Source organism: Streptomyces sp. DT190 (genome assembly GCF_049846985.1).
GTDB lineage: Bacteria > Actinomycetota > Actinomycetes > Streptomycetales > Streptomycetaceae > Streptomyces.
In genome coordinates, this window is record NZ_JBNCNM010000003.1 from 46,438 (window position 1) to 70,483 (window position 24,046).

Consider the following 24,046-nt stretch of genomic DNA (forward strand, 5'->3'; position numbering starts at 1 on the left):
TTTATCCCGCCCTGAGGGCAAGATTGAGCCATGCGACGCATCGCGGTGACCGGCGCCTCCGGTCTCATCGGCAGCGCCCTGGTGCGGTCCCTGACCGCGGACGGGCACGAAGTGGTGCGCCTCGTGCGCCGTACTCCCCGCACGGAGGACGAGGTCCGGTGGGACCCCGAGGGCGGGCACGCGGACGCGGCCGGTCTGGCCGGCTGCCACGCGGTGGTCAATCTGGCGGGTGCGGGGGTCGGCGACCGCCGCTGGACGGACGCCTACAAGCGGCGGATCCGCGACAGCCGGGTGAACGGCACGGCGGCGCTCGCCCGGGCGGTCGCCTCCCTGGACGAGGAGGTCAGGCCCCGGGTCTTCGTGAACGGCAGCGCCATCGGCTACTACGGCGAGACCGGCGACCGGGCGGTGGACGAGGACGCGCCCCCCGGGCAGGGCTTCCTGCCCGAGCTGTGCGTGGAGTGGGAGGCGGCGACGGGACCCGCCCGGGACGCCGGTGTCCGCACCGTGTTCACCCGGACCGGACTGGTCGTCTCCCGCCACGGCGGGGCGTGGGGGCGGCTGTTCCCGCTGTTCCAGGCGGGGCTGGGCGGGCGGATGGGGGACGGGCGGCAGTACTGGTCGTTCGTCGCGCTGCACGACGAGGTCGCCGCGATCCGCCATCTGCTGGACACCGACGGCCTGTCCGGGCCGTTCAACCTCACCGCCCCGAACCCGCTGACGAACCGTGAGATCACGGCGGCGATGGGGCGGGTGCTGCACCGGCCGACCCTGTTCCCGGTGCCGGCGCCCGTGCTGCGGTCCGTGCTCGGCGAGATGGCCGGGGACGTCCTGGGCAGCGCCCGGATCCTGCCGACGCGGCTGCTGGAGTCGGGTTTCCGGTTCGCGTTCCCGGACATCGAGGGGGCGATCCGGGCGGCTCTGTGACCCCTGCGACCACTTCACACCCACACGGCCGCCGTATGCGACCGCTGTGCGACCGTGCCCTGTCGATGCGCGACTCCCCCTGACCGATCACGGCCCTACCCTCGACCAGAACTCGCGTATCCCTGCGGCCTGTTGAGGGCATGACGTCTCCAGCGCCCGCGCAACCTCGAGGAGGGGCACGTGCTTGAGCCCGCGTACCAGGCGGACGTGGTCGTCGTGGGGGCCGGGGTCGCCGGACTCTCGGCCGCGCACCGGCTGACCAGCGCAGGAGTGACGACCATGGTCCTGGAGGCCGCCCACGGCGTCGGCGGCCGCATGGCGACGGAGAAGATCGACGGCTTCCGGCTCGACAGGGTGGGCCAGTTGCTGTCCACCGCGTATCCCGAACTACGGCTGACACCCGGCCTCGGCGCGCTGGCCCTGCGGCCCTTCGCGCCCGGTGTCCTGCTGCACGGCGACGGCCGCCACCACCGCGCCGGCGTCCAGCCGGGCGCAGGGGGCGCACGGGGCGCACTGCACGCGGTGCGCGCGCTGGCCAGTGCGCCCAGGTCACCGTCCGCCAGGCCTCCCCGGTACCCCAGGAGGCCGGCGGCCGTGCCCGGCCGGCAGGTCTCCGTGCCCAGGAGCCGCTCCGGCGCCCCGCTCGGCACGGCCGTGGACCAGGCCCGGCTGGGTGCCGCGCTGACCCGGCTGGCCGCCACCCCGGCCGAACGGCTGCTGGCCCGACCGGAGTTGCCCGCGGGTGAGGCCCTGGCGGCCCGCGGGCTGCCCGCCCGTACGATCGACGGCTTCCTGCGTCCGCTGCTCGCCGCCCTGCTGTGCGACCCGGACCTGAGGACGTCCAGCCGGTGCGCGGACCTCGCGCTGCGCGCCTTCGCCGGCGGCCGGCTGTGCGTGCCGGAGGGCGGTGCCGAGGCCCTGCCGGAGCGGCTGGCGCAGATGCTGCCGGCGGGCACGGTGCACACGGGCGTGCGCGTCACCTCCGTCTCGACCACCTCGGTGACCACCGCGGAGCACGGGGAGATCCGCTGCCGGGCGGTGCTGGTGGCGACGGACGCGCGGGCCGCGGCCGCGCTCCTGCCCGGGTTGCGGGTGCCGGACTTCCACCCGGTGACGGTGGTGCACCACACGACCGACGAACCGCCGGGAACCGGGGCGTCGTTGCTGCTCGACGCGGATCTGGGCGGGCCGGTCGCGCACACGGCGGTGGTCAGCCGGGTCGATCCGTCCCGGGCCCCGGCGGGGCGGGCGCTGGTGTCGTCGACCGTGCTGGGACGGCCCCCGGGAGATGTCGACACGGCCGTGCGGACGCATCTGGCGCGGCTGTACGGGGTGTCGACCGCGCGGTGGGAGACGCTGGCGGTGCATCACACGGCGGAGGCGGTGCCGGCGATGCGGCCGCCGCACGATCTGCGGCGGCCGGTGCGGTTGCTCGCCGGCCTGTACGTGTGCGGGGATCACCGGGACACCAGTACGGTCCAGGGCGCTCTGCACTCGGGGCATCGGGCGTCGGCGGCGATCCTGGCGGACCTGGGGGCGGGCCGGTCGATGCACGTCGCCGATCCCGCGCCGTCCGTGCCACGGGCCGCATAGGTGATGCGCCGGGTGCGGGCCCGTCGTGGCTGTTCGCACCCACGCGGCGAAGCCGCACATCGGCATGGCCCCGCGCCCCCGGGGCGGGGCCCTCACCCCAGCGCCGCCACCTTGTCGCGGTAACTGCGCACCGGGGCCGCGTCCTTGTACGGCTCCAGTCTGCGCTCGAAGTCCCGTACGTACTCCACCGCCCGTACCGAGCGCATCTCCGCCGCCTGGCCCGCCGCCTCCGCGGCCAGCTGGCAGGCCTGGTCGAGCTCGCCCAGGCCCAGCCGGGCGGTGGCGAGGACGACCCGGCAGAACAGGCGGCTGCGGGCGTAGGACGGGGCCCGCAGCTGCAGGGAGCGTTCCGCGTGCTGGGCGGCGGCGCGGAACTGCTGCAGGTCGCGGTGGCAGTGGCCGAACTCGTCGGCGAGCTGCGCCTCGTCGAAGAACTTCGCCCAGTGCGGCACGTCGTCGCCGGACCGGGCCGTCTCCAGGGCGCGCTCGGCCCGGACCAGGGCCGCGGTGCAGGCCCGCACCTCGCCGAGCACGCCGTGCCCGCGCGCCTCGGAGGCGTGCAGCAGGGCCTGGACGACGGGCGGGCCGGAGGTGCCGACGCCCTGCTGGGCGACGCGGGCCAGCTGGACGGCCTCCCGCCCGTGCCCGAGGTAGACGGCCTGCCGGCTCATGGTGACCAGCACGTACGCCCCGTACGCCCGGTCCCCGGCCGCCTGGGCGAGCCGCAGCGCCTGCACGAAGTAGCGCTGGGCCAGTCCGTGCGCGGCGATGTCGTACGACGTCCAGCCGGCGAGCCGGGTCAGGTCGGCGGCGGCCGCGAACAGGCGGCGGCCGGTCTGCTCGCCGTAGGTGCCGCGCAGCATGGGCTCGCACTCGTGCTCCAGGTAGCGCACGAGGGCCTGGCGGGCGTGGCCGCCGCCGTAGGCGTCGTCGAGGGTGCGGAACAGCTCGCCGACCGAGCGCAGGGCGGCGATGTCCCCGCCGGTGACCCGCTGGCCGGGTCCGCGCTCGGCCTGGCCGCGCTGGCGGGGCAGGACGGGCACGCCCTGCTCGGCCGTGCCCGGGAAGCGGGCGGCGGGGCGGCCCTGGGCCGGGACGCGGGAGGACGTCTGCTCGCCCCGGGCCACCTTCTCGTCGGCCCGGCCGATCAGCCAGTCCCGGCTGGGCACGACGAGCCCGGCCGGGGTGAAGGCGATCTTCCGCAGCTCGGCGTGGCTGCCGGAGTCCTTGCGCCACAGCCCGCTGACGATGTCGACAGCCTCCTCGGGGGTGGCGGCGAACTCCAGGCCGGCGTAGACCGGGGCGCAGGCGTCCAGGCCGAGGTCCTGGGCGGTGAGGCGGCGGCCCAGGCGCCGGGTGAAGACCTCGGCGATCAGTGCGGGGGTGGTGCCGCGGGGCTGCTGGCCGCGCAGCCACCGGGTGACGGATGTCTTGTCGTATCTGAGGTCGAGCCCGTGTTCGAGACCGAGCTGGTCCACGCGACGGGCGAGTCCCGCGTTGGAGAACCCCGCTTCTGCGATGAGCGCGGCGAGCTGTCGGTTGGGGGTGCGCTGCGCGGGTCGTTCCGTCATCTGCGGTGCGGTCTCCTGCCTTCCGGCCTCAGTGATGTGCGCGGATTGCCTGTGAGCAGGCCTTATGCCTTGCTGGACGGCGCGAATGTAGCGGAGAGTAAGCACTCGATCACACATTTTCCCGGACATTCATCCGATCGTGTGAGGATTGACCCCGGGACTGACGCGTACGGGCCGGACGTACAGTGGCTTGGGCGCGATACGTGCCTTACACACCCGTTCGAGGGAGGCGCTTGCCGTGAGTGAGTTGCGGTTCGTCCGTATGGGTTTCGGTGACGAGGCCGTCGAGTACCAGGAGGCGTGGGACGAGCAGCGCCGGGTGCACGCGGCGCGCTTCGCCGACGAGGTCCCCGACACCGTACTGCTCCTGGAGCACCCCCCGGTCTACACGGCCGGCCGGCGCACGGCGGACAACGAGCGGCCCCTGGACGGCACGCCGGTCGTCGACGTGGACCGCGGCGGCAAGATCACCTGGCACGGCCCCGGCCAGCTGGTCGGCTACCCGATCCAGAAGCTCCCGCGCCCCGTGGACGTCGTGGCCCACGTCCGGCGCCTGGAGGAGGCCCTGATCCGCACCTGCGCCGACTTCGGTCTGGAGACGACCCGGGTCGAGGGGCGCAGCGGCGTCTGGGTCCTGGGCGACCCGGTCGAGCAGCGCCCGGCGCTCGGCGGCTTGTCCCTGGACTTCGACCCGCGGCTGCAGGACGAGGAGTTCGATCCCCGGCTGAACGGCCCGGAGTACGCGCCCTCCAACGCCGGCCAGCGCCGTGAGGACCGCAAGATCGCCGCCATCGGCATCCGGGTCGCCAAGGGCGTCACGATGCACGGCTTCGCGCTGAACGTGAACCCGGACAACAAGTGGTTCGACCGCATCATCCCCTGCGGCATCCGTGACGCGGGCGTGGCCTCCCTCGCCGGCGAGCTGGGCCGGGACGTGACGATCGGGGAGGTCCTGCCCGTGGTGGAGCGCCATCTGCGGGACGTCCTGGAGAACGCGGAGCTGAAGCCCCGGGAGATCGAGAGGACGCCGGCGGCATAAACGCGCGCGGGAAGGGGCTGACACCGCACAGAGGCATTCAAATCCACGGGCGTACCCTTGAGGACGCCGAAGAATCAAACGCTAGGGAGCCGGTCGTGTCCGCAGTCGCACCCGACGGACGCAAGATGCTGCGCCTGGAGGTCCGCAACAGCCAGACCCCCATCGAGCGCAAGCCCGAGTGGATCAAGACCCGGGCGAAAATGGGCCCCGAGTACACCAAGATGCAGAACCTCGTGAAGAGCGAGGGCCTGCACACGGTCTGCCAGGAAGCCGGCTGCCCGAACATCTACGAGTGCTGGGAGGACCGCGAGGCGACCTTCCTCATCGGCGGCGACCAGTGCACCCGGCGCTGCGACTTCTGCCAGATCGACACCGGCAAGCCCGAGGCGCTCGACCGCGACGAGCCGCGCCGCGTGGGTGAGTCCGTGGTCACGATGGACCTGAACTACGCCACGATCACCGGCGTCGCCCGCGACGACCTGGCCGACGGCGGCGCCTGGCTGTACGCCGAGACCGTGCGTCAGATCCACCAGCAGACCGCCGGCCGCGAGGGCGGCCACACCAAGGTCGAGCTGCTGGCCCCCGACTTCAACGCGGTCCCCGAGCAGCTGGAGGAGGTCTTCTCCTCGCGCCCCGAGGTCTTCGCGCACAACGTCGAGACGGTCCCGCGGATCTTCAAGCGCATCCGCCCCGGCTTCCGCTACGAGCGCTCCCTGAAGGTCATCACCGAGGCCCGCGACTACGGCCTGGTCACCAAGTCGAACCTGATCCTCGGCATGGGCGAGACCCGCGAGGAGGTCAGCGACGCGCTGAAGCAGCTGCACGACGCGGGCTGCGAGCTCGTCACCATCACGCAGTACCTGCGGCCCTCCGTGCGGCACCACCCGGTGGAGCGCTGGGTCAAGCCGCAGGAGTTCGTGGAGCTGCAGCAGGAGGCCGAGCAGATCGGCTTCTCCGGTGTGATGTCCGGCCCCCTGGTGCGCTCCTCGTACCGCGCCGGGCGGCTCTACCGGATGGCCATGGAGCAGCGGGACGCACGGATCGCCGCCCAGGCCGTCTGACGAACCGTCACCGCCCTTCCCCGCCCGCGGCGGGACAAGCGTGTGAATTCGCGCACAAGACGCTACCCGTCGGTAGCGACCGATAGGACGCGGTCCCGGCCGTCCTCGCAGTTGAGGGCGGGTGCCGGGGCCGCGTCGGCGTTCCGCCGCTCCCCGCCGGGGCTTCATGGGTGTTTGACCGGTCGGTCACGCCCTGGTAACACCAAACAGTGACGCTGGACTCACAGCACGTACACCCGCTCCGAGGGGGGACCTCACCCATGCAGGCCGCGCCCGTTCGCGCCACCGCGATCCCGTCCTTCACGACCGCCCTGCGCGCCGTGGAGTCGCTGCTGATGAGCAGTGGTCAGCGCACCGCCCGCCGTAACGCCTGGACCTCCGTGCTGGAGGACCGCCGTCGGGCCAAGGACCGGGTCGAGGCGCAGCGCGTCCTCGAGCAGTCCCTTTCCCGGTCCGTCTCCGTCCGTCCCTGAGCCCGGGCCCTCCCCCGCGGGGCCCCGCGGACACTGCCGTCGTCCGCGCTTGTGGGGACACGTAGACTTCGGGGCATGGCGAGGAAGGAAACCGCAGCGGACGCTGCGAACACCGGGCGACTGAAGCAGATCGCCCTGACCTACAAGATGACCCGCAGGGCCGACAAGAAGATCGGTCTTGTACTCGCGGCTGTCGGAATCGTCACCTTCGGTGTCTTCCTCGCGATCGGTTTCTTGATCGGTCACCCCATCTATCTCGGCATCCTGGGCCTCCTGCTCGCCTTCCTCGCGACGGCGATCGTGTTCGGGCGCCGGGCCGAGCGGGCCGCCTTCGGGCAGATGGAGGGACAGCCCGGCGCCGCGGCGGCGGTGCTCGACAACATCGGCCGGGGGTGGACGACGACCCCCGCGGTGGCGATGAACCGCAACCAGGACGTGGTGCACCGCGCGGTCGGCAAGGCGGGCATCGTGCTGGTCGCCGAGGGCAACCCGAACCGGGTGAAGTCCCTGCTGGCCGCCGAGAAGCGGAAGATGAACCGCATCGTCGCGGACGTCCCCGTGCACGACCTGGTCGTGGGCACGGGCGAGGGCCAGGTCGAGCTGAAGAAGCTGCGCACGACCATGCTGAAGCTGCCGCGCGTGCTGACCGGCCCGCAGGTCACCGCCACCAACGACCGGCTGCGCGCCCTGGGTGACCTGATGAGCAACATGCCGCTGCCGAAGGGGCCGATGCCGAAGGGCATGCGGCTGCCGAAGGGCGGGCCCAAGGCCCGCTGACCCCCGCACCCGTACGACGAAGGGGCGCCCGGACCACTCCGGGCGCCCCTTCGTCGTACGTCGTACGCGGGAATCAGCCGGTCGCACGCGTGGCGGAGACGGTCCTGCGCGGGGATCGGATGCCGCAGGGATCAGATGCGGACCTCGACCGTGCCCGCGAGCCGGTCGTGCAGGCCGCGGCCGTCCCGGTCCCAGATCAGGGCGGGGATCGCGAGGAAGAGCAGGACCGTGCGCAGGGCGGAGCGCCAGGGGCTGACCCGGCCGGTCTCCAGCGCGAGCACCCGCAACCCGAACAGGCGCTTGCCCGGGGTGAAGCCGACCGTACCGACCGTGAGCACCATCAGGGCGAACATGATGAGCGGCGCCCAGATCTGCGCCGCCTCGTTGTAGCTCTGGGTGATGAGGCCGTATGCGATCAGGAGGCTCAGGCCCCAGTCCACGGCGAGGGCGCCGAGGCGGCGGCCCGGACGGGCGATGGAGCCCGGCCCCTCCTCGGGCAGACCGAGCTGCTCACCCCGGTATCCGAAGTCGACACCGGCCTCTTCCGCGGCCGCGCGGGGCCCGGAGAGCCACGATCCGAGTGCTTGCCTGTTGTCCACCCGTCCACGGTACTGCGCCCGTATATGACCGGGGCACGGCGGGGTGTGCCGGGGCTACGGTGGGAGGAGAGCCGGTTAACTTGTGCGAAACAAATGAGTCACGCCCGAGAAATCACCCGTCCCTAGGGTCGAGGTCAGCGTGTGCCACCCGCACTGGCCGCACGATCGAACTACCACCCCGGCGGGACGGTCGGGAGTAGGAGGAGCTGGATGTTCCAGAACGCCGACGAGGCCAAGAAGTTCATCGCGGACGAGGACGTCAAGTTCATCGACGTCCGCTTCTGCGACCTCCCGGGCGTGATGCAGCACTTCACGGTGCCTGCGGAGGCGTTCGACGCCGACGAGGAGCTCGCCTTCGACGGCTCCTCGATCCGGGGTTTCCAGGCCATTCACGAGTCCGACATGGCGCTGCGCGCCGACCTGTCGACCGCCCGGGTCGACCCGTTCCGCCGTGACAAGACGCTGAACATCAACTTCTTCATCCACGACCCGATCACGGGCGAGCAGTACTCCCGTGACCCGCGCAACGTGGCGAAGAAGGCCGAGGCCTACCTCGCCTCCACCGGCATCGCCGACACGGCGTACTTCGGTCCCGAGGCCGAGTTCTACGTCTTCGACTCCGTCCGCTTCGCCACCAGCGCGAACGAGTCCTTCTACCACATCGACTCCGAGGCGGGCGCCTGGAACACCGGTGCGCTGGAGGACAACCGCGGCTACAAGGTCCGTTACAAGGGCGGCTACTTCCCGGTCCCGCCGGTCGACCACTTCGCCGACCTGCGTGCCGAGATCTCCCTGGAGCTGGAGCGGGCCGGCCTGAAGGTCGAGCGCCAGCACCACGAGGTGGGCACCGCCGGCCAGGCCGAGATCAACTACAAGTTCAACACGCTGCTCGCCGCGGCCGACGACCTCCAGCTCTTCAAGTACATCGTGAAGAACGTGGCGTGGAAGAACGGCAAGACCGCGACCTTCATGCCGAAGCCGATCTTCGGTGACAACGGCTCGGGCATGCACGTCCACCAGTCGCTGTGGACCGGCGGCCAGCCGCTCTTCTACGACGAGGCCGGATACGCGGGCCTGTCGGACACCGCCCGCTACTACATCGGCGGCATCCTCAAGCACGCCCCGTCGCTGCTGGCCTTCACCAACCCGACGGTGAACTCCTACCACCGTCTGGTGCCCGGCTTCGAGGCCCCGGTCAACCTGGTCTACTCGCAGCGCAACCGCTCCGCGGCCATGCGCATCCCGATCACCGGCTCGAACCCGAAGGCCAAGCGCGTCGAGTTCCGCGCGCCCGACTCCTCCGGCAACCCGTACCTGGCCTTCTCCGCGCTGCTGCTGGCGGGCCTGGACGGCATCAAGAACAAGATCGAGCCGGCCGAGCCGATCGACAAGGACCTCTACGAGCTGGCCCCCGAGGAGCACGCGGGCGTCCCGCAGGTCCCGACCTCGCTCCCGGCGGTCCTGGACTCCCTGGAGGCCGACCACGAGTTCCTCCTCCAGGGCGACGTCTTCACGCCGGACCTGATCGAGACGTGGATCGACTTCAAGCGCACGAACGAGATCGCGCCGCTGCAGCTGCGTCCGCACCCGCACGAGTTCGAGCTGTACTTCGACGTGTGATCGGCGCCTGACCGAGACGTGTCCGCCCGTGCCCCGCTGCGCTCCGCGCAGCGGGGCACGGGCGTCTGTTCTATTCTTCAGAGAGGACCACACGGGGGTGGAGCGGCGATGCCCGAGCACGAACAGGACGGCCAGGAGCGCGAGTTCGACCTTCGCTGGGCGGACGGCGCCGAGCACAAGGAGCCCTCGGCGCGGGCCCGTATGCTCGCCGCGCGCTGGAAGCAGAACCCGCCCGGACCCGTGCCGTTCCGCCCCGACCCGGACCACGGCCGCCCGCGACGCCGCCTGTCACGCTTGTCCCGGTCCTCCCAGTTTTCCCAGTTCTCCCGGCCCTCGCGGCCCTCGCGGTCCTCGCGGTCTTCCTGGGTCTCGGTGGCCTTGGTGTTCGGGTGCATGGCTGGGCTGATCGTGCTGCTGGGGTACCTCGATTTCCGGGTCCCGTAGACGTGGAGCGGCGGGGGCGGCCGCTGCTCGACGACACCGGGCTCGGTGGGGTTCGGTGCGGGGAGCGCCGGGCCGGTGACCGTGTGATCGCCGCTCACGGGACCGTGCCGCGTGAGTCAATGGCCGCATGAGTGAGCTGATGCCCCGCACGCTGACCGAGTTCACGCACAGCGCCGACGGTGAACGGCTCAGCGGGTACCTCGTCGACGCGGGAGCCGGAGCGGACGAGTACGGAGCCGGCGAGTACGGAGCCGAGGGCGTAGGTGCGGTGACCGTCGTCCTGTTGCACGGCGCGGGCAACGGGAGCGCGGAGCGGCTGCTGCCGATGGTGGAGGAGTTCGCCGCGCGGGGGTGCCGGGTCCTCGCCTTCGACTTCTCGGGGCACGGGCGGAGCACCGGCCGGCTGCGGGACCTGAGCCTGCGCCGCCGCCTCGACCAGGCCGTCTCCGTCATCGACGCCCGCGCGGGCGCGGACCGGCCGCTGGTCCTGGTCGGCTTCAGCATGAGCGGCCAGACGGTGGCCGACCTGGTGCGGCACTACGGGGACCGGGTGGCGGCGCTGGGGCTGTGCGCGCCTGCCGTGTACGCGGCCGAGGCGTGGGACGTGCCGTTCGGCGACGGGGACGGGCGGTTCAGCGAGCTGATCCGGCGTCCGGGCAGCTGGCGCGAGTCGCCCGCGCTGGAGGTGCTGCGCGCCTACGAGGGGCGGGCGGTGCTGGCGGTGCCGGGCACGGACGAGGTCATCCCGCCGGCCGTGACGGAGGCCGTCTCGGCGGCGCTGGCCCGGCGCGCGCAGTTCACCCACGAGGAACTCCCCGACGCGGGACACCGGTTGGCCGTGTGGTTCCGCGACCACCCGGCCGACCGGCGGGAGTTCGTCACGTCCCTGCTGACCGGGCTCGGCGAGCAGGGCTGGGCGGCCACGCGCGCGTGGGTGGCCGGACGGCTCCCCGAGGATCGCCGGGTCGTGGGGTCCGCCTTCCTGACGGGCGGCTGGAGCGCCCAGCTGCGGCGGCTCACCCTCGACGACGGCAGCGCCCTTGCACTGCGGAGCTTCGTGAGGCCCTTCTTCCGACGGCACGCGCCCGGGCTGCTGGCCCGCGAGGCGGCCGTGCTCACCCTGCTGGCCGGGCAGCGGGAGGTGCCCGCGCCGGGACTCCTCGGCGTGGACCCGGCCGCCGAGCACTGCGACCATCCGTCCCTGCTGATGACGGTGGTGCCGGGGCGGGTCGGGGTCGACGAGGAGGACCTCGGCCCGCGCGTGGCACTGCTGGCGGCCCAACTGGCCGCGATCCACCGGGTCGTCCCCGGGCAGCGGCCGCGCACCTACCAGGCGTGGACGTCACCGGAGCGGGTGAACGCGCCGCGGGGCAGGGTGTGGGAGCGGGCGGTGGACGTGATCCGCCGCGCTCCTCCCCCGTACGAGGGCTGCTTCCTGCACCGCGACTTCCACCCCGGGAACGTGCTGTTCACGGGCGCGGGGGCGGGTCTGCGGATCAGTGGTGTCGTCGACTGGGTGGAGACCTCGTGGGGCCCCGCCGACCTGGACGTGGCCCACTGCTCGACGGCGCTCGCGCTGCTGTACGGCGCGGAGTACGGCCTCGGGTTCCGGGAGCACTACGCGGCGCGGGGCGGCCGGCCCCTGGCCGACGGCCCGGACCATCTGTACTGGCGGCTGCTCGACGCGCTCGCCTACGCCCCGGACGCGGCGAAGCTGGCGGAGCCCTGGCGGGAACTGGGCCGGACAGACCTCACGCCGGGGGTACTGCGAGAGCGGCTGGAGGCGTACGTGACGGGGCTGCTCCAGCGGTACGCCTGAGGGACGCCGGGCCGGGCAGGCTCGGCAGCCCCCTGCGGCGGGCCGGGCAGGCACGTCAGCTCCCGGCGGGCCAGGCAAGCACGTCAGCCCCCGCAGCAAGCCGGGCAGGCACGTCGGCTCCCCGCAGCGGGCCGGGCAAGCACCTCAGCCCCGGCGGCGAGCCGGGCAAGCGCAGCAGCTCGCCGCAACGGGCCAAGCAAGCACGTCAGCTCCCCGCAGCGGGCCGGGCAAGCACCTCACCCCCCGCCGGCGGGCCGGGCAAGCACCTCAGCCCCGGCGGCGAGCCGGGCAAGCGCAGCAGCTCGCCGCAACGGGCCGAGCAAGCACGTCAGCTCCCCGCAGCGGGCCGGGCAAGCACCTCACCCTCCGCCGGCGGGCCGGGCAAGCACCTCAGCCCCCGCCGGCCTCCCGTACGTACACTCCCGCTCGCGTCGCGGCCTCCGCGGCTCTGGCCGACCGGTCGGCCAGGGCCGCGTCCAGTCGGCCGCCGCTGATGAGCAGGTGGTAGTAGAGCGGCGCGGAGACGGCGCGGATCACCTCGTGCGCGTCGGTGCCCTCGGGTGCCTCGCCCCGGTCGACCGCCTGCCGGACGCAGGGTGCCCACTCCCGGACACGGATGTCGTAGAAGCGGTGCAGTGCCGCCGCCGTCCTCTCGTCGCCGGTCGCCGCGGCGATCAGCGCCCTGAACAGCGGCCCCTGGCGAGGATCCGTCAAGGTGCGGTGCACGAGCCGGGCGTTGGCCGTCAGGTCGCCGAGCAGGGAGCCCGTCTCGGTCCGGGGCGCGGAGTGTTCGGCCATGTCCGCCAGCAGGTCGGCCACCAGCCCGGGCACCGTCCCCCAGCGGCGGTAGACGGTCGTCTTGCCCACCCCGGCGCGGCGGGCGATGTCGGCCAGGTCCAGGCCGGTGAGGCCCTGCTCGGTCAGGGCGTCCTCGGCGGCACGCAGCACCGCCTCCCGCACCCGCGCCGTCCGCCCGCCGGGCCGCAGCGTCCCCGGCTCGCCTCCGTCAGCCATAACGGCACTCCTGTTCCATTAACCGTTCCGCCCTGCTACCTTAGTGGCCACTAACGGAACCACAGACCCGTTAGGTTGATCGAGGAGGTTCGCGATGGAATACAGGCGAGTGGGCGCGTCCGGGCTGCTGGTGCCCGCGCTGAGCTTCGGCGCCGGCACGTTCGGCGGCCGGGGCCCGCTGTTCGGGGCCTGGGGCACGACCGACGCGCGGGAGGCGCGCCGCCTGGTGGACATCTGCCTGGACGCCGGGATCACGATGTTCGACACCGCCGACGTCTACTCCGCCGGCGCCTCCGAGGAGGTGCTCGGGCAGGCGATCAAGGGCCGCCGGGACCAGGTGCTCGTCTCCACGAAGACCGGCCTGCCGATGGGCGAGGGGCCGGGCGACGCGGGTTCCTCGCGCTCCCGGCTGATCGCCGCCTGCGAGGACGCCCTGCGCCGGCTGGGCACCGACCACATCGACCTGTTCCAGCTCCACGCCTTCGACGCCGGCACCCCTGTCGAGGAGGTGCTGGACACCCTGGACACACTCGTCCGGGCGGGCAAGGTGCGCTACACCGGCGTCTCCAACTTCTCCGGCTGGCAGCTGATGAAGTCCCTCGCGGCGGCGGACCGGCACGGCCACCCGCGCCCTGTGGCGCACCAGGTGTACTACTCCCTCGTCGGCCGGGACTACGAGTGGGAGCTGATGCCGCTCGCGCGGGACCAGGGTGTCGGCGCGCTGGTGTGGAGCCCGCTCGGCTGGGGCCGCCTCACCGGCCGGATCCGCCGCGGCACACCGCCGCCCCCCGGCAGCCGGCTGCACGACACCGCCGGCTACGGCCCGCCGGTCGACGACGGGCTCCTCCACGACGTGGTCGACGTACTGGACGAGATCGCGCGGGAGACGGGCCGCGCCGTCCCGCAGATCGCGCTGAACTGGCTGCTGCGCCGCCCCACGGTCGCCTCCGTCATCATCGGCGCCCGTGACGAGCGGCAACTGCGCCAGAACCTCGGCGCCGTCGGCTGGAGCCTCACCCCCGAGCAGGTGGCCAGACTCGACGCGGCCAGCCATCGCCCGGCCCCTTACCCCTACTTCCCCTACGAGCGCCAGGAGGGTTTCGCCCGCCTGAACCCGCCGGCGTTCCCGGCGCCGGACCGGGCGGCATGACGAAGCGCCGGGCACCCCGCGGCGGGGCACCCGGCGCTCGCGCCCGGCTCGGGTCGGCTCGGGTCAGCGCGCGTACCTCATGAACGCCCGCACCATGTGGCACGTCGTGTCCGACGGCGGGTGGACACCGATCAGCTCCGCCGTGTCGCGGATCGTCTCGTTGTGCGCCTGGTTCGGCATGTGGACACCGGAGTCGAGCAGGGCGATGGCCAGACGCATCGCCTTCAGGCGGCGGTTGTGCGTCACGTACCACTCGCGGGGCCGGCCCGGCGGCAGCGGCCGCTTCTCCACGGGCGCGTACGGCAGGTCGAGCGGGACGGGACGCTTCGCGGTGGACTGGGTGGGCAGCGGCTTCGGCTTCAGGGCGGCAGCGGGCACAGGCATCCTCCTGTCGCGGTCGGGCGGTCCGCCGAAGACGTCGGCGTCTTCGGCGCCACCCTCGAACACTGCTTACAGTCTACCGCCGGGCACTGACAACGGGGAGTCCGCAGCGACGCACAAAAGCCCAGGTGGAGACGGAAATTGGCGTTCCGTCACAACAGCTGCCGCAGGGGCGCTTGGGGCGGCAGAAAATCGAACAGAGCCGGGGCCGCGTACGGTGGGCGCCATGGAGATCTGGATCAATCCGGCCTGCTCGAAGTGCCGCAGTGCCGTGCAGCTGCTCGACGCCGAGGGCGCCGACTACACCGTCCGCCGCTACCTGGAGGACGTGCCGGACGAGGACGAGATCCGTGACGTCCTCACGCGCCTCGGTCTCGAACCGTGGGACATCACCCGGACCCAGGAGGCGGCCGCCAAGGAACTCGGGATCAAGGAGTGGCCGCGCGACGCCGAGGCGCGCGACCGGTGGATCAGGGCGCTCGCCGAGCACCCGAAGCTGATCCAGCGCCCGATCATCACCGCGGACGACGGCACCGCGGTGGTGGCCCGCAGCGAGGAGGCCGTACGCGACGCGCTGGGCCGTTGACGCCGCCCAACGGCCGTGTGGCGCAGGTCACTTGAATGACTCCTGCAACCGCTGAGCAACCCCGTTCGGTATCTCGTACATAGCGGCGTACGCTCCCCTACCTCTTCAGGAGGCGCGCATGTCGCGCAGGAGAACTCTCGGCACGAAGAAGAAGATCGCGCTCCTCGTGAGCGCGGCGACGGTGGCGGGAGGCGGGGCCTTCGTCATGGCGAGCACGTCGAACGCCGCCCCGACTCCCAAGTCGGCGTCGGAGTCGACGGTCTGCCTGGGCCTCGCCACCGCCCTCGGCAACAACCAGAAGTTCATCGCGGACCAGCGGGCCGCACCCGACGCCCAGTCCGAGGCCAGGATCGCCAACCGTGAGGCGGTCGTCGCGGAGATCAAGCGCAAGCAGGAGGCGTCGGGGTGCGTGGTGGGGGAGTCGGCTCAGGACTCCCAGGCCGCGCAGCCCGCCCAGCCGTCGGCTCCGGCGGCGTCCGCCCCGGCCGCCCCGCCGGCCGCGTCCGCTCCGCCCGCCGCGTCCGCCCCGGCGGGGAACGCCGGCGGCGGTGGAGCGGCCGCCGGGCAGCAGGTCTGCAACGGCTCCACGGTCACGCTCTCCGGCGAGGGCGGCGCGCCCGCCGCGTCCAGCAACCAGTTCCCGGCCGGCACGAAGCTGAAGGTCACCAACCTGGACAACAACAAGTCCACGACGGTGGAGGTCACTTCGGTCTCCGGCAGCTGTGCGCTGCTCAACAACGCGGCCTTCGAACAGGTCCGCGAGCCCGGCAAGTTCCTGATCCGCCGGGCTCTGATCGAGAAGGTGGGGTGAGGCCGGACGGTCGACCGAGCCACTGAGGCGGCGGCCACCCCCTCGGCCGCCCCTCGTACGTGTCACCGGTCCTGCCGCTCCCGGCCAGGGGCGGCGGGACCGGCGCGTCAGGGCCGCGCGGCGGCGGTCACCGGCTGGACGGAGGGGAGCCGGTGACCCGCCCCCGCCGCGGGGGACGACGTCCTCACAGCGTGCGGCGGAGCACAGCGCTACCAGGTAACACGGGGTTCACATTCGGGCAATGGCCGGGAAATCGCCCGTTGCGAGGCTGCCGGGCAGCACCGCGCGGCGTTTCAGTGCCGCAGCGCCGCAGCACCCGCGATACGCGCCCAGACACACCCCCGAAGGATGTGGCCCGTGACCTTCAAGGCTGAGTACATCTGGATCGACGGCACCGAGCCGACGGCCAAACTGCGTTCCAAGACCAAGATCATCACGGGTTCGCCCGCCGGTCTCGACGCGCTGCCGATCTGGGGTTTCGACGGGTCCTCCACCAACCAGGCCGAGGGCCACGCCTCGGACTGCGTGCTGAAGCCGGTCTTCACCTGCCCGGACCCGATCCGCGGCGGCGACGACGTACTGGTCCTGTGCGAGGTGCTGAACATCGACCTCACCCCGCACCCCACCAACACCCGTGCGGCGCTGGCCGAGGTGGCGGAGAAGTTCGCGGCGCAGGAGCCGATCTTCGGCATCGAGCAGGAGTACACGTTCTTCAAGGACGGCTACCCGCTCGGCTTCCCCAAGGGCGGCTTCCCGGCCCCGCAGGGCGGCTACTACTGCGGCGTCGGCGCCGACGAGATCTTCGGCCGTGACGTCGTCGAGGCCCACCTGGACAACTGCCTGAAGGCGGGCCTCGGCCTGTCCGGCATCAACGCCGAGGTCATGCCCGGCCAGTGGGAGTTCCAGGTCGGCCCGCTGGCCCCGCTGGAGGTCTCGGACCAGCTGTGGGTGGCCCGCTGGCTGCTGTACCGCACCGCCGAGGACTTCGACATCGCCGCCACCCTCGACCCGAAGCCGGTCAAGGGCGACTGGAACGGCGCCGGCGCGCACACCAACTTCTCCACCAAGGCGATGCGCGAGTCCTACGACGCGATCATCACCGCCTGCGAGTCCCTCGGCGAGGGCTCCAAGCCGCTCGACCACGTCAAGAACTACGGCGCCGGCATCGACGACCGGCTGACCGGCCTGCACGAGACCGCCCCGTGGAACGAGTACTCCTACGGTGTCTCCAACCGTGGCGCCTCGGTCCGCATCCCGTGGCAGGTCGAGAAGGACGGCAAGGGCTACATCGAGGACCGCCGTCCCAACGCCAACGTCGACCCGTACGTGGTGACCCGCCTGCTCGTCGACACCTGCTGCACGGCGCTGGAGAAGGCCGGCCAGGTCTGACCCGTCACGCACCGCTCCGGGGGGCGCTCACCGTTCGCGGTGAGCGCCCTCTCGCGTCGTCGGTGCGGCGTGCCATCGTGGGGACATGGAGATCGACGGGGGCCTTCCCCTCAAAGTGCTGACGGAGAGCGGGCGGACACACGCGCGGGTGCCGGAGCGGGAGCTGCGGGAGCTGGTGGAGCGGATCGGCGCGGAGGGCGACCACTTCCTGGTCGCGCAGCGCATACCGGACCGGCCGATGGTCTTCATCCAGACGGCGCGCGCCGAGGGCGGGGCGTACGACCTGCAGCACCGCACGGGCTCCGTCCCGCACCTGTGGGTGACCCGGGTGGCCGACCCGCGGCTCGTCGCCGACGTGATGGTGCGCTGGGCCCGGCAGGAGGACGGCTGGGACGCGGGGGTGAGCTGGGAGCGGGAGGAGTTCGGGCTCCCGGAGAAGGCCCCGGCGCCCGCCCCGGAGACCGCCGCGCCGGCCGAGGGGCACGTCCGGGAGATGCTCGTCGACGGTTACCTCGGCATCGACGCCCTCATCGGCGAGACGGTGTACCTCCTGGAGGACGGTCTCTCCCCCGCCCAGGCCCGCGAGATCGTGGAGCGGCTGTGGCTGGAGCGGGTGGACGAGCAGGAGCGGTGGCCGGGGCCGACCGATCCGGACCGCCTGGAGCGGGCCTTCGCGGCGCTGGAGGGGCGGGGCGTCGTCGCCCGCGAGCACTTCACCTGCTGCCGGAGCTGCGGCATGACCGAGATCGGCGCGGAGGCCGAAGGCCGGGACGGGGTGCGGGGGTTCGTCTTCTTCCACCGCCAGGGCACGCGCGCCGCGGCGGAGGGGCACGGTCTGTCCCTCTACTACGGCGGGTTGGACGGCCGCGAGGAGACCACCACGTCCGTCGGCCACCAGGTCGTCGCGGAGCTCACCGCGGCCGGCATGTCCGCCCAGTGGGACGGCGATCCGGGCACGGCGATCACGCTCACGCCCCTGACCTGGCGCAAACGGCTGGTGGGGTGACGCATCCGACAGCGCCTCGCTGTCCAAGCAGTGAGAGAAGGGTCCCGGCGGCCGGTCCCCGTCTGCTTCAATGGGCCCATGGCCAGCTACCAGAAGCACACCGCGACGGGTCGCCATGACCTCGAGCCCTTCTGGCCGTCCCGTCAGCACCACGACTTCGACCGGGTGTGTTGCCGCGCGACGAACGCGCGGGCCCTCTAAAGCCGTACACCCCGGCCTTCGGCCAGCGCGAACCGCGTACGTCCTCGGCGAGCCCGACCACGAACTCGCGGCCGTCGACCTCCCGACGAACCCCTCGCGCGAAAGAGCTGACCTCTCATGGCGACCACTCGTTCCCTGTCCACCGCCACCCTCGACTCCCCCGCCTCCCACGGCTCCCGGCACCGGCTGCGCGCCGTCGACCGGGACGAGGTGGTGACGGTCGCGGATCTGCTGCCTCCCGGGGCCACCTGGCTGCCGGCCCCGCAGCACACCTTGCCGACGCTGCCCGGGCAGCCGCCGATGATCGGCTACCTGGTGCTCGTCCCGGCCGACCAGCAGCCCCCGTTCCCGGTGGCGGTCCCCGCCCGGCCCGCCCCGACCGGCGCCGAGGACGGCTCCGAGGACGGCTCCGAGGACGGGCCCGAGCCGGGCGGCGAGCCGCTGATCCGGGTCGACACCGTGCAGCGCACCGCCGAGGTGGCGGGGCGGCCGCTCGACCTCACGTACCTGGAGTTCGAGCTCCTCGCCCACCTGGTGGCCCACCCGGGCCGGGTGCACACCCGCGACCAGCTGGTCGGCACGGTGTGGGGCTACGGCCACGTGGGCGACGGCCGCACGGTCGACGTCCACGTCGCCCGCCTGCGCCGCAAGCTGGGCGCGGAGCACCGCGACACGATCCGCACCGTGCGCCGCGTCGGCTACAAGTACGTGCCGCCGACGGGCCGGTGACCGGGGATCTGCCGACAGCAGATCCCCGTTCCCCCGCGCCGCCGCACCGGGCAGAGTCACCGGTATGAGGCTTCTGATGCTGGGCGGTACGGAGTTCGCGGGACGGGCCGTCGTCGAGGCGGCGCTCGCACGGGGCTGGGAGGTGACCGTCTTCCACCGGGGGCGGCACCAGGCACCACCGGGTGTGCGGTCGCTGCTCGGCGACCGCACAGCGCCCGGCGGGCTCGCGGCGCTCGCCGGGGACACCGGCGCGTGGGACGTCGTCGTCGACACCTGGTCGGCGGCGCCGCGCGCCGTACGGGACACGGCGCGGCTGCTGCGGGGCCGCGCCGGCCGGTACGTGTACGTGTCGAGCTGCTCGGTGTACGCCTGGGCCCCGCCCGCCGGGTACGACGAGGACGCGCCCCTGGTGCGGGACGCGTCGGCCGACGCCGGGCAGACCGACTACGCCCGGGACAAGCGGGGCGGCGAGCTGGCCGTCCTGGACGCCTTCGGCGCGGACCGGTCGGTGCTCGTGCGGGCCGGGCTGATCCTCGGCCCGTACGAGAACATCGGCCGGCTGCCCTGGTGGCTGGGGCGCACGGCCCGCGGCGGCCCCGTGCTGGCCCCGGGCCCGCGCGAGCTGCCGCTGCAGTACGTGGACGTGCGCGACCTGGCCGCGTGGGTGCTGCACGCCGCCGAGCAGTCCCTGAGCGGGCCGTACAACCTGGTGGGCCCGCAGGGCCACGCCACCATGGGCACGCTGCTGGAGGCCTGCGCCCGGGTCACGGGCGGTGGCGCCGAGCTCCGCTGGACCGCGCCCGAGGTGATCCGGGAGGCGGGCATCGCCCCGTGGACCGAACTGCCCGTGTGGGTACCGCCGGGCAGCGACCTGTACGACGCCCTGCACAGCGCGGACGTCTCCCGCGCGGTCGGGTCGGGGCTGCGCTGCCGGCCCGTCGAGGAGACCGTGGCGGACACCTGGCGGTGGCTCCGGGACCTCGGCGGGGTGGCGCCCCAACGGCCGGACCGGCCGCACCCGGGCCTCGACCCGGCGGTGGAGGCGAAGGTGCTGGCGGCCGGGGTGTAGGTAGCACCACCCCCGGGCCGGGGGCCGGGCCCCGTGACCGGGCCCCCGCGCTCGACCAGACTGAACGCCATGACCATCGACACGAAGAACGGCGGCGTGCGGGCGACAGGGCGGGGCATCGGGCTCGCCGCGGTGCGGGGACTGGCGCTGGCCCTCGTCTCCCTGCCGGGGGCGGTGCTGTGCTTCTGCCTGTCCCTGGTCTCGATCGCGCTCATCCCCATCGGGGTCGGGCTCGTCACCACGCCGTACGTGCTGACGGGGGTGCGGACGTTCGCGAACTGGCGGCGGGTGCTCGCCGCCGAGTGGGGCGGGGTGCGGATCCCTCCGGCGTACCGGCCGCTGCCGAAGGGCGCGAACCCCTGGGCCCGGACGTTCGGGATGCTGGGCGACCCGGCGACCTGGCGGGACCTGAGGTGGCTGCCGGTCGACATGACCGCCGGGTTCGTCACAGCGCTGCTGCCGGCGGCGCTGCTGCTCTACCCGCTGGAGGGGTTCGCGCTCGCCGTCGGCCTGTGGCGGGTCTTCCCCGACGGGTACTGGTACGGGTTCGTGCCGGTCACCGGGCAGGCCTCCGCCTTCGGCGCGGCCGCCCTGGCCCTGGTGCTGCTGTTCCTCGCGCACTTCCTCACCCCGCGCCTGCTGGAGGTGCACTTCCGGCTCACCCGGGCGGTGCTCGGCAGCGACCAGGAGCAACTGGCCGAGCGGGTGCGGGTGCTGACCGAGACCCGGCGGGACGCCGTCGACGCCTCCGCGGCCGAACTGCGGCGCATCGAACGGGACCTCCACGACGGGGCGCAGGCACGGCTGGTCGCGGTCGGCATGGACCTGGGCACCATCGAGGCGCTCCTCGACACGGACCCGGCCAAGGCCAAGGAGCTGATCGCGCAGACCCGCACGTCCTCGGTGGAGGCCCTGACAGAGCTGCGCGAACTGGTGCGCGGCATCCACCCGCCGGTGCTCGCCGAGCGCGGCCTCGGCGACGCGGTGCGGGCGCTGGCGCTGCGGCTGCCGGTGGCCACCGAGGTGAGCGTGGATCTGCCCGGGCGGGCGGAGGCGCCCGTGGAGTCGGCCGCGTACTTCGCCGTGAGCGAGGTGCTCACCAACGCCGTGAAGCACTCGGGCGCGGACCGGATCTGGGTCGACCTGCACCAGGCGGACGGCATGCTGCGGGCGACCGTCACCGACAACGGCCGGGGCGGCGCGGTGATCGGGGCCGGTTCGGGCCTGGCCGGGGTCGAGCGGCGGCTCGGTACATTCGACGGCGTCCTGGCCGTCAGCAGCCCCGCGGGCGGCCCCACCATGGTCACCGTGGAGATCCCTTGCGCGTAGTCCTGGCCGAAGACCTCTTCCTGCTGCGCGACGGGCTCGTCCGGCTGCTGCAGGCGCACGGCTTCGAGATCGCGGCGGCCGTCGAGTCCGGTCCCGAACTGGCCGCCGCGCTGGCCGAGCTGGAGCCGGACGTCGCCGTGGTCGACGTGCGCCTGCCGCCCACGCACACCGACGAGGGCCTGCAGTGCGCGCTCGACGCCCGCCGCAGGCGGCCCGGGCTGCCGGTGCTGGTGCTCTCCCAGCACGTGGAGCAGCTGTACGCGCGCGAGCTGCTCGCCGACGGCAGCGGCGCCGTCGGCTATCTGCTGAAGGACCGGGTGTTCGACGCCGAGCAGTTCGTGGACGCCGTGCGGCGGGTGGCGGCCGGCGGTACGGCGATGGACCCGCAGGTCATCCAGCAGCTGCTGGCGCGGCAGTCGGGCGGCGACCGGCCGCTGGCGCGGCTGACGCCGAGGGAGCTCGAGGTGCTGGAGCTGATGGCGCAGGGCCGGTCCAACGCGGCGATCGCCGGGAAACTGGTCGTGACGGAACGGGCGATCGCCAAACACACCGCGAACATCTTCGCCAAACTGGGCCTTGAGGTCTCGGACGACGACAACCGCCGCGTGCTGGCGGTTCTCGCGTATCTCGACCACGGCCGGTGAAAGCGGACCCGCCCGTGCACCGACGGTGCGGGATCAACAACTCCCGGTACTGCATGGGCTGTTGAGCACACAGAGTCCGCACGAATCTCGCATCGATTTCCGTGACCCCTGAACACCTGCGGGGCGGCCTCCGTATGGAAGGGCGCCGCTTCACTCCTGTCGGGCGCCTCGATGCCCCCGAAAAAGGAAGTCAGAGGAGTTCCATGGGACGCAACACAAGAAAACGCCGTACGCCGCTGGCCACCAAGGCCATAGCCGCATCGGCGGCCCTAGCGCTCGGTGGGGGCGGGCTGATCTGGGCAAACTTCTACGCCTCGGCGCACGAGGAGAACTCGGCGAACCGGACGAAGGCCGCGGGCACGCAGATCGCCACGATTCAGTGCCCGGACGTCGGTCAGAAACTGACCAAGGTGCCCAAGCGTGCCCGGCGGGGGGTGGACCGGGAACTGGCGAACCTCGACAAGCAGATCAGCGAGGCGTACGCGCGGCTCGCCTCCACGCGCCGGGCCCAGGCCGGTGACCCCGGCTTCGTCAACAACGCCATCCTCGGCCCGCTGAAGTCGAAGCGGACCGCGGCCCTCGACCGGATCGGCATCAACATCCGGCGGGTGGGCGGCAAGGCACCCGACCTCGGCCGGTTCGCCGGGTGCAAGGGCATGGCCGCGAACCCGAACACCAACGACGGCAACGCCGGAGGCGGCCAGAACGACGGCGGCCAGAACAACGACGGCCAGGACCAGGGCCAGAACAACGGCGGCCAGGGCGGCAACGGCGGCCAGGACAACGGTCAGGGCGGCAACGGCGGTCAGGCCGGCAACGGTCCCGCGGCGGCGGACTTCATCAACATCGAGGACGTCCAGCCCAACTCCCGCAACCTGCCCAACGGCCTCGCCGCGAACGGCGACGGCGGCTCCACCGGCTCGTTCACCACGAACTGCGGCACCAACGAGAACGAGAACCGCAACTCCGACAACGTCATCGTGGCGCCCGGCGTGTCCAACGGCGCGCAGCACCAGCACGACTACGTCGGCAACCAGAGCAACAACGCCTTCGCGAGCGACGAGGACCTGGCGAACGCCCAGACCACCTGCCAGAACCAGGGCGACAAGTCCTCGTACTTCTGGCCGGTCCTGCGCATCCAGGACGGCTCGCAGGACATCGACCAGGGTCAGCCCGGCGGTGGCCAGGACGGCAACGTCGGCAAGATCGTCGAGCCGGCCGAGGCGCAGCTGAAGTTCGTCGGCAACCGCACCAGCGACGTCGTGGCCATGCCGAAGGCCCTGCGCATCATCACCGGTGACGCCAAGTCCTTCACCAACGGCCTGAACAACGCCAACACCTCCTGGAGCTGCACCGGCTTCGAGGACCGCCAGGTGACGGACAAGTACCCGATCTGCCCGCAGGGCAGCTCCGTGGTGCGCACGTCCAACTTCCAGAGCTGCTGGGACGGCCAGAACATCGACAGCGCCAACCACCGCACCCACGTGGACTTCGTGGAGGCGGACGGCACCTGCTCGAACGGCTTCCAGGCCATCCCCCAGCTCCAGGTCCGCCTGGTCTACGACGTCCAGGCGCCGCAGATCAACAACGGACAGGTGCAGAACGCCTTCGCGGTGGACTCCTTCCCGGAGCAGCTGCACAAGCCGATCACGGACCACAACGACTTCATCAACTTCTTCGACGAGAACGTGATGAACGAGATGGTCCAGTGCATCAACAACGGCGAGGACTGCCAGTAGTCCGGACCGGGTGAGAAGCCGGCGGTGGGAATTCCCACCGCCGGCTTTCGCTTGCCCGGCATTCCCCGGATTGCG

The 24,046-nt window shown here is 72.6% G+C and carries 23 protein-coding genes; 19 read left to right on the plus strand and 4 right to left on the minus strand.

Features of this window, described 5'->3' with window-relative positions; genetic code table 11:
• Positions 1 to 30 precede the first annotated feature (30 nt).
• Together ACPXCS_RS07090 and ACPXCS_RS07095 are read left to right on the plus strand one after the other, a co-directional pair.
• Positions 31 to 927, plus strand: a complete 897-nt coding sequence (locus tag ACPXCS_RS07090) for a TIGR01777 family oxidoreductase (RefSeq protein WP_425945345.1) — start codon at positions 31 to 33, stop codon at positions 925 to 927.
• Between the two features lie 180 nt (positions 928 to 1,107).
• A complete protein-coding gene (locus tag ACPXCS_RS07095; protein ID WP_425945344.1) occupies positions 1,108 to 2,520 on the plus strand; it encodes an NAD(P)/FAD-dependent oxidoreductase in 1,413 nt (470 codons plus the stop codon).
• Positions 2,521 to 2,612: 92 nt separating this feature from the next.
• On the opposite strand, the gene ACPXCS_RS07100 is transcribed toward ACPXCS_RS07095, so the two are convergent.
• Positions 2,613 to 4,091, minus strand: coding sequence for a regulator (locus tag ACPXCS_RS07100; RefSeq protein WP_425945343.1), 1,479 nt, complete (start codon positions 4,089 to 4,091; stop codon positions 2,613 to 2,615).
• Between the two features lie 238 nt (positions 4,092 to 4,329).
• On the opposite strand from ACPXCS_RS07100, the gene lipB reads away from it, so the two are divergent.
• The 4 genes from lipB to ACPXCS_RS07120 all read left to right on the plus strand — a co-directional run bounded on the left by lipB (position 4,330) and on the right by ACPXCS_RS07120 (position 7,441).
• Positions 4,330 to 5,130: a lipoyl(octanoyl) transferase LipB gene (gene lipB, locus ACPXCS_RS07105; protein ID WP_425945342.1), complete on the plus strand. Its 801-nt coding sequence runs from the start codon at positions 4,330 to 4,332 to the stop codon at positions 5,128 to 5,130.
• 95 nt (positions 5,131 to 5,225) lie between these two features.
• Positions 5,226 to 6,191 carry a lipoyl synthase gene (lipA, locus tag ACPXCS_RS07110; protein ID WP_425945341.1) on the plus strand — a complete coding sequence of 322 codons (966 nt, stop codon included), beginning with the start codon at positions 5,226 to 5,228 and terminating at the stop codon, positions 6,189 to 6,191.
• 260 nt (positions 6,192 to 6,451) lie between these two features.
• Positions 6,452 to 6,664 (plus strand): hypothetical protein, encoded by a 213-nt coding sequence (locus ACPXCS_RS07115; RefSeq protein ID WP_425945340.1) that lies wholly within the window; start codon positions 6,452 to 6,454, stop codon positions 6,662 to 6,664.
• A gap of 75 nt (positions 6,665 to 6,739) precedes the next feature.
• A complete protein-coding gene (locus ACPXCS_RS07120) occupies positions 6,740 to 7,441 on the plus strand; it encodes a DUF4191 domain-containing protein (RefSeq protein WP_425945339.1) in 702 nt (233 codons plus the stop codon).
• 131 nt (positions 7,442 to 7,572) lie between these two features.
• On the opposite strand, the gene ACPXCS_RS07125 is transcribed toward ACPXCS_RS07120, so the two are convergent.
• A complete protein-coding gene (locus ACPXCS_RS07125; protein WP_365086662.1) occupies positions 7,573 to 8,040 on the minus strand; it encodes an RDD family protein in 468 nt (155 codons plus the stop codon).
• 210 nt (positions 8,041 to 8,250) lie between these two features.
• Here ACPXCS_RS07125 and glnA point away from each other — a divergent pair, with 210 nt between their 5' ends.
• From glnA to ACPXCS_RS07140, 3 genes are all read left to right on the plus strand, one after another.
• The gene (gene glnA, locus ACPXCS_RS07130) at positions 8,251 to 9,660 is read left to right on the plus strand and encodes a type I glutamate--ammonia ligase (protein WP_094056588.1); all 1,410 of its coding nucleotides are present in this window, start codon (positions 8,251 to 8,253) and stop codon (positions 9,658 to 9,660) included.
• Between the two features lie 108 nt (positions 9,661 to 9,768).
• Entirely contained in the window at positions 9,769 to 10,104 is a 336-nt protein-coding gene (locus ACPXCS_RS07135; protein ID WP_425945338.1) for a hypothetical protein, read from the plus strand.
• A 127-nt stretch (positions 10,105 to 10,231) separates the two neighbouring features.
• Complete coding sequence (locus tag ACPXCS_RS07140) at positions 10,232 to 11,923, plus strand: alpha/beta fold hydrolase (RefSeq protein ID WP_425945337.1); 1,692 nt, start codon at positions 10,232 to 10,234, stop codon at positions 11,921 to 11,923.
• Between the two features lie 390 nt (positions 11,924 to 12,313).
• Here ACPXCS_RS07140 and ACPXCS_RS07145 read toward each other — a convergent pair whose 3' ends face one another.
• The gene (locus ACPXCS_RS07145; RefSeq protein ID WP_425945336.1) at positions 12,314 to 12,937 is read right to left on the minus strand and encodes a TetR/AcrR family transcriptional regulator; all 624 of its coding nucleotides are present in this window, start codon (positions 12,935 to 12,937) and stop codon (positions 12,314 to 12,316) included.
• A 94-nt stretch (positions 12,938 to 13,031) separates the two neighbouring features.
• On the opposite strand from ACPXCS_RS07145, the gene ACPXCS_RS07150 reads away from it, so the two are divergent.
• Positions 13,032 to 14,087 (plus strand): aldo/keto reductase, encoded by a 1,056-nt coding sequence (locus tag ACPXCS_RS07150; RefSeq protein WP_425945335.1) that lies wholly within the window; start codon positions 13,032 to 13,034, stop codon positions 14,085 to 14,087.
• A 63-nt stretch (positions 14,088 to 14,150) separates the two neighbouring features.
• Here ACPXCS_RS07150 and ACPXCS_RS07155 read toward each other — a convergent pair whose 3' ends face one another.
• The gene (locus ACPXCS_RS07155; protein ID WP_425945396.1) at positions 14,151 to 14,465 is read right to left on the minus strand and encodes a hypothetical protein; all 315 of its coding nucleotides are present in this window, start codon (positions 14,463 to 14,465) and stop codon (positions 14,151 to 14,153) included.
• A 229-nt stretch (positions 14,466 to 14,694) separates the two neighbouring features.
• Here ACPXCS_RS07155 and ACPXCS_RS07160 point away from each other — a divergent pair, with 229 nt between their 5' ends.
• The 9 genes from ACPXCS_RS07160 to ACPXCS_RS07200 all read left to right on the plus strand — a co-directional run bounded on the left by ACPXCS_RS07160 (position 14,695) and on the right by ACPXCS_RS07200 (position 23,971).
• Positions 14,695 to 15,054 carry an arsenate reductase family protein gene (locus ACPXCS_RS07160; protein WP_425945334.1) on the plus strand — a complete coding sequence of 120 codons (360 nt, stop codon included), beginning with the start codon at positions 14,695 to 14,697 and terminating at the stop codon, positions 15,052 to 15,054.
• 118 nt (positions 15,055 to 15,172) lie between these two features.
• Complete coding sequence (locus ACPXCS_RS07165) at positions 15,173 to 15,865, plus strand: hypothetical protein (RefSeq protein WP_425945332.1); 693 nt, start codon at positions 15,173 to 15,175, stop codon at positions 15,863 to 15,865.
• A gap of 357 nt (positions 15,866 to 16,222) precedes the next feature.
• The gene (gene glnII, locus ACPXCS_RS07170; RefSeq protein WP_425945331.1) at positions 16,223 to 17,254 is read left to right on the plus strand and encodes a glutamine synthetase; all 1,032 of its coding nucleotides are present in this window, start codon (positions 16,223 to 16,225) and stop codon (positions 17,252 to 17,254) included.
• A gap of 85 nt (positions 17,255 to 17,339) precedes the next feature.
• Positions 17,340 to 18,260, plus strand: a complete 921-nt coding sequence (locus ACPXCS_RS07175) for a DUF6891 domain-containing protein (protein WP_425945330.1) — start codon at positions 17,340 to 17,342, stop codon at positions 18,258 to 18,260.
• Between the two features lie 318 nt (positions 18,261 to 18,578).
• The gene (locus ACPXCS_RS07180) at positions 18,579 to 19,190 is read left to right on the plus strand and encodes a winged helix-turn-helix domain-containing protein (protein ID WP_425945329.1); all 612 of its coding nucleotides are present in this window, start codon (positions 18,579 to 18,581) and stop codon (positions 19,188 to 19,190) included.
• A gap of 64 nt (positions 19,191 to 19,254) precedes the next feature.
• Positions 19,255 to 20,259 (plus strand): SDR family oxidoreductase, encoded by a 1,005-nt coding sequence (locus tag ACPXCS_RS07185; RefSeq protein WP_425945328.1) that lies wholly within the window; start codon positions 19,255 to 19,257, stop codon positions 20,257 to 20,259.
• A 69-nt stretch (positions 20,260 to 20,328) separates the two neighbouring features.
• On the plus strand, positions 20,329 to 21,588 hold the full coding sequence (locus ACPXCS_RS07190; RefSeq protein ID WP_425945327.1) for a sensor histidine kinase: 1,260 nt from the start codon (positions 20,329 to 20,331) through the stop codon (positions 21,586 to 21,588).
• The gene (locus ACPXCS_RS07195) at positions 21,579 to 22,232 is read left to right on the plus strand and encodes a response regulator (RefSeq protein ID WP_425945326.1); all 654 of its coding nucleotides are present in this window, start codon (positions 21,579 to 21,581) and stop codon (positions 22,230 to 22,232) included. Before ACPXCS_RS07190 ends, ACPXCS_RS07195 begins: the two co-directional genes overlap by 10 nt.
• 203 nt (positions 22,233 to 22,435) lie before the next feature.
• The gene (locus ACPXCS_RS07200) at positions 22,436 to 23,971 is read left to right on the plus strand and encodes a DUF1996 domain-containing protein (RefSeq protein ID WP_425945325.1); all 1,536 of its coding nucleotides are present in this window, start codon (positions 22,436 to 22,438) and stop codon (positions 23,969 to 23,971) included.
• Positions 23,972 to 24,046 lie beyond the last annotated feature (75 nt).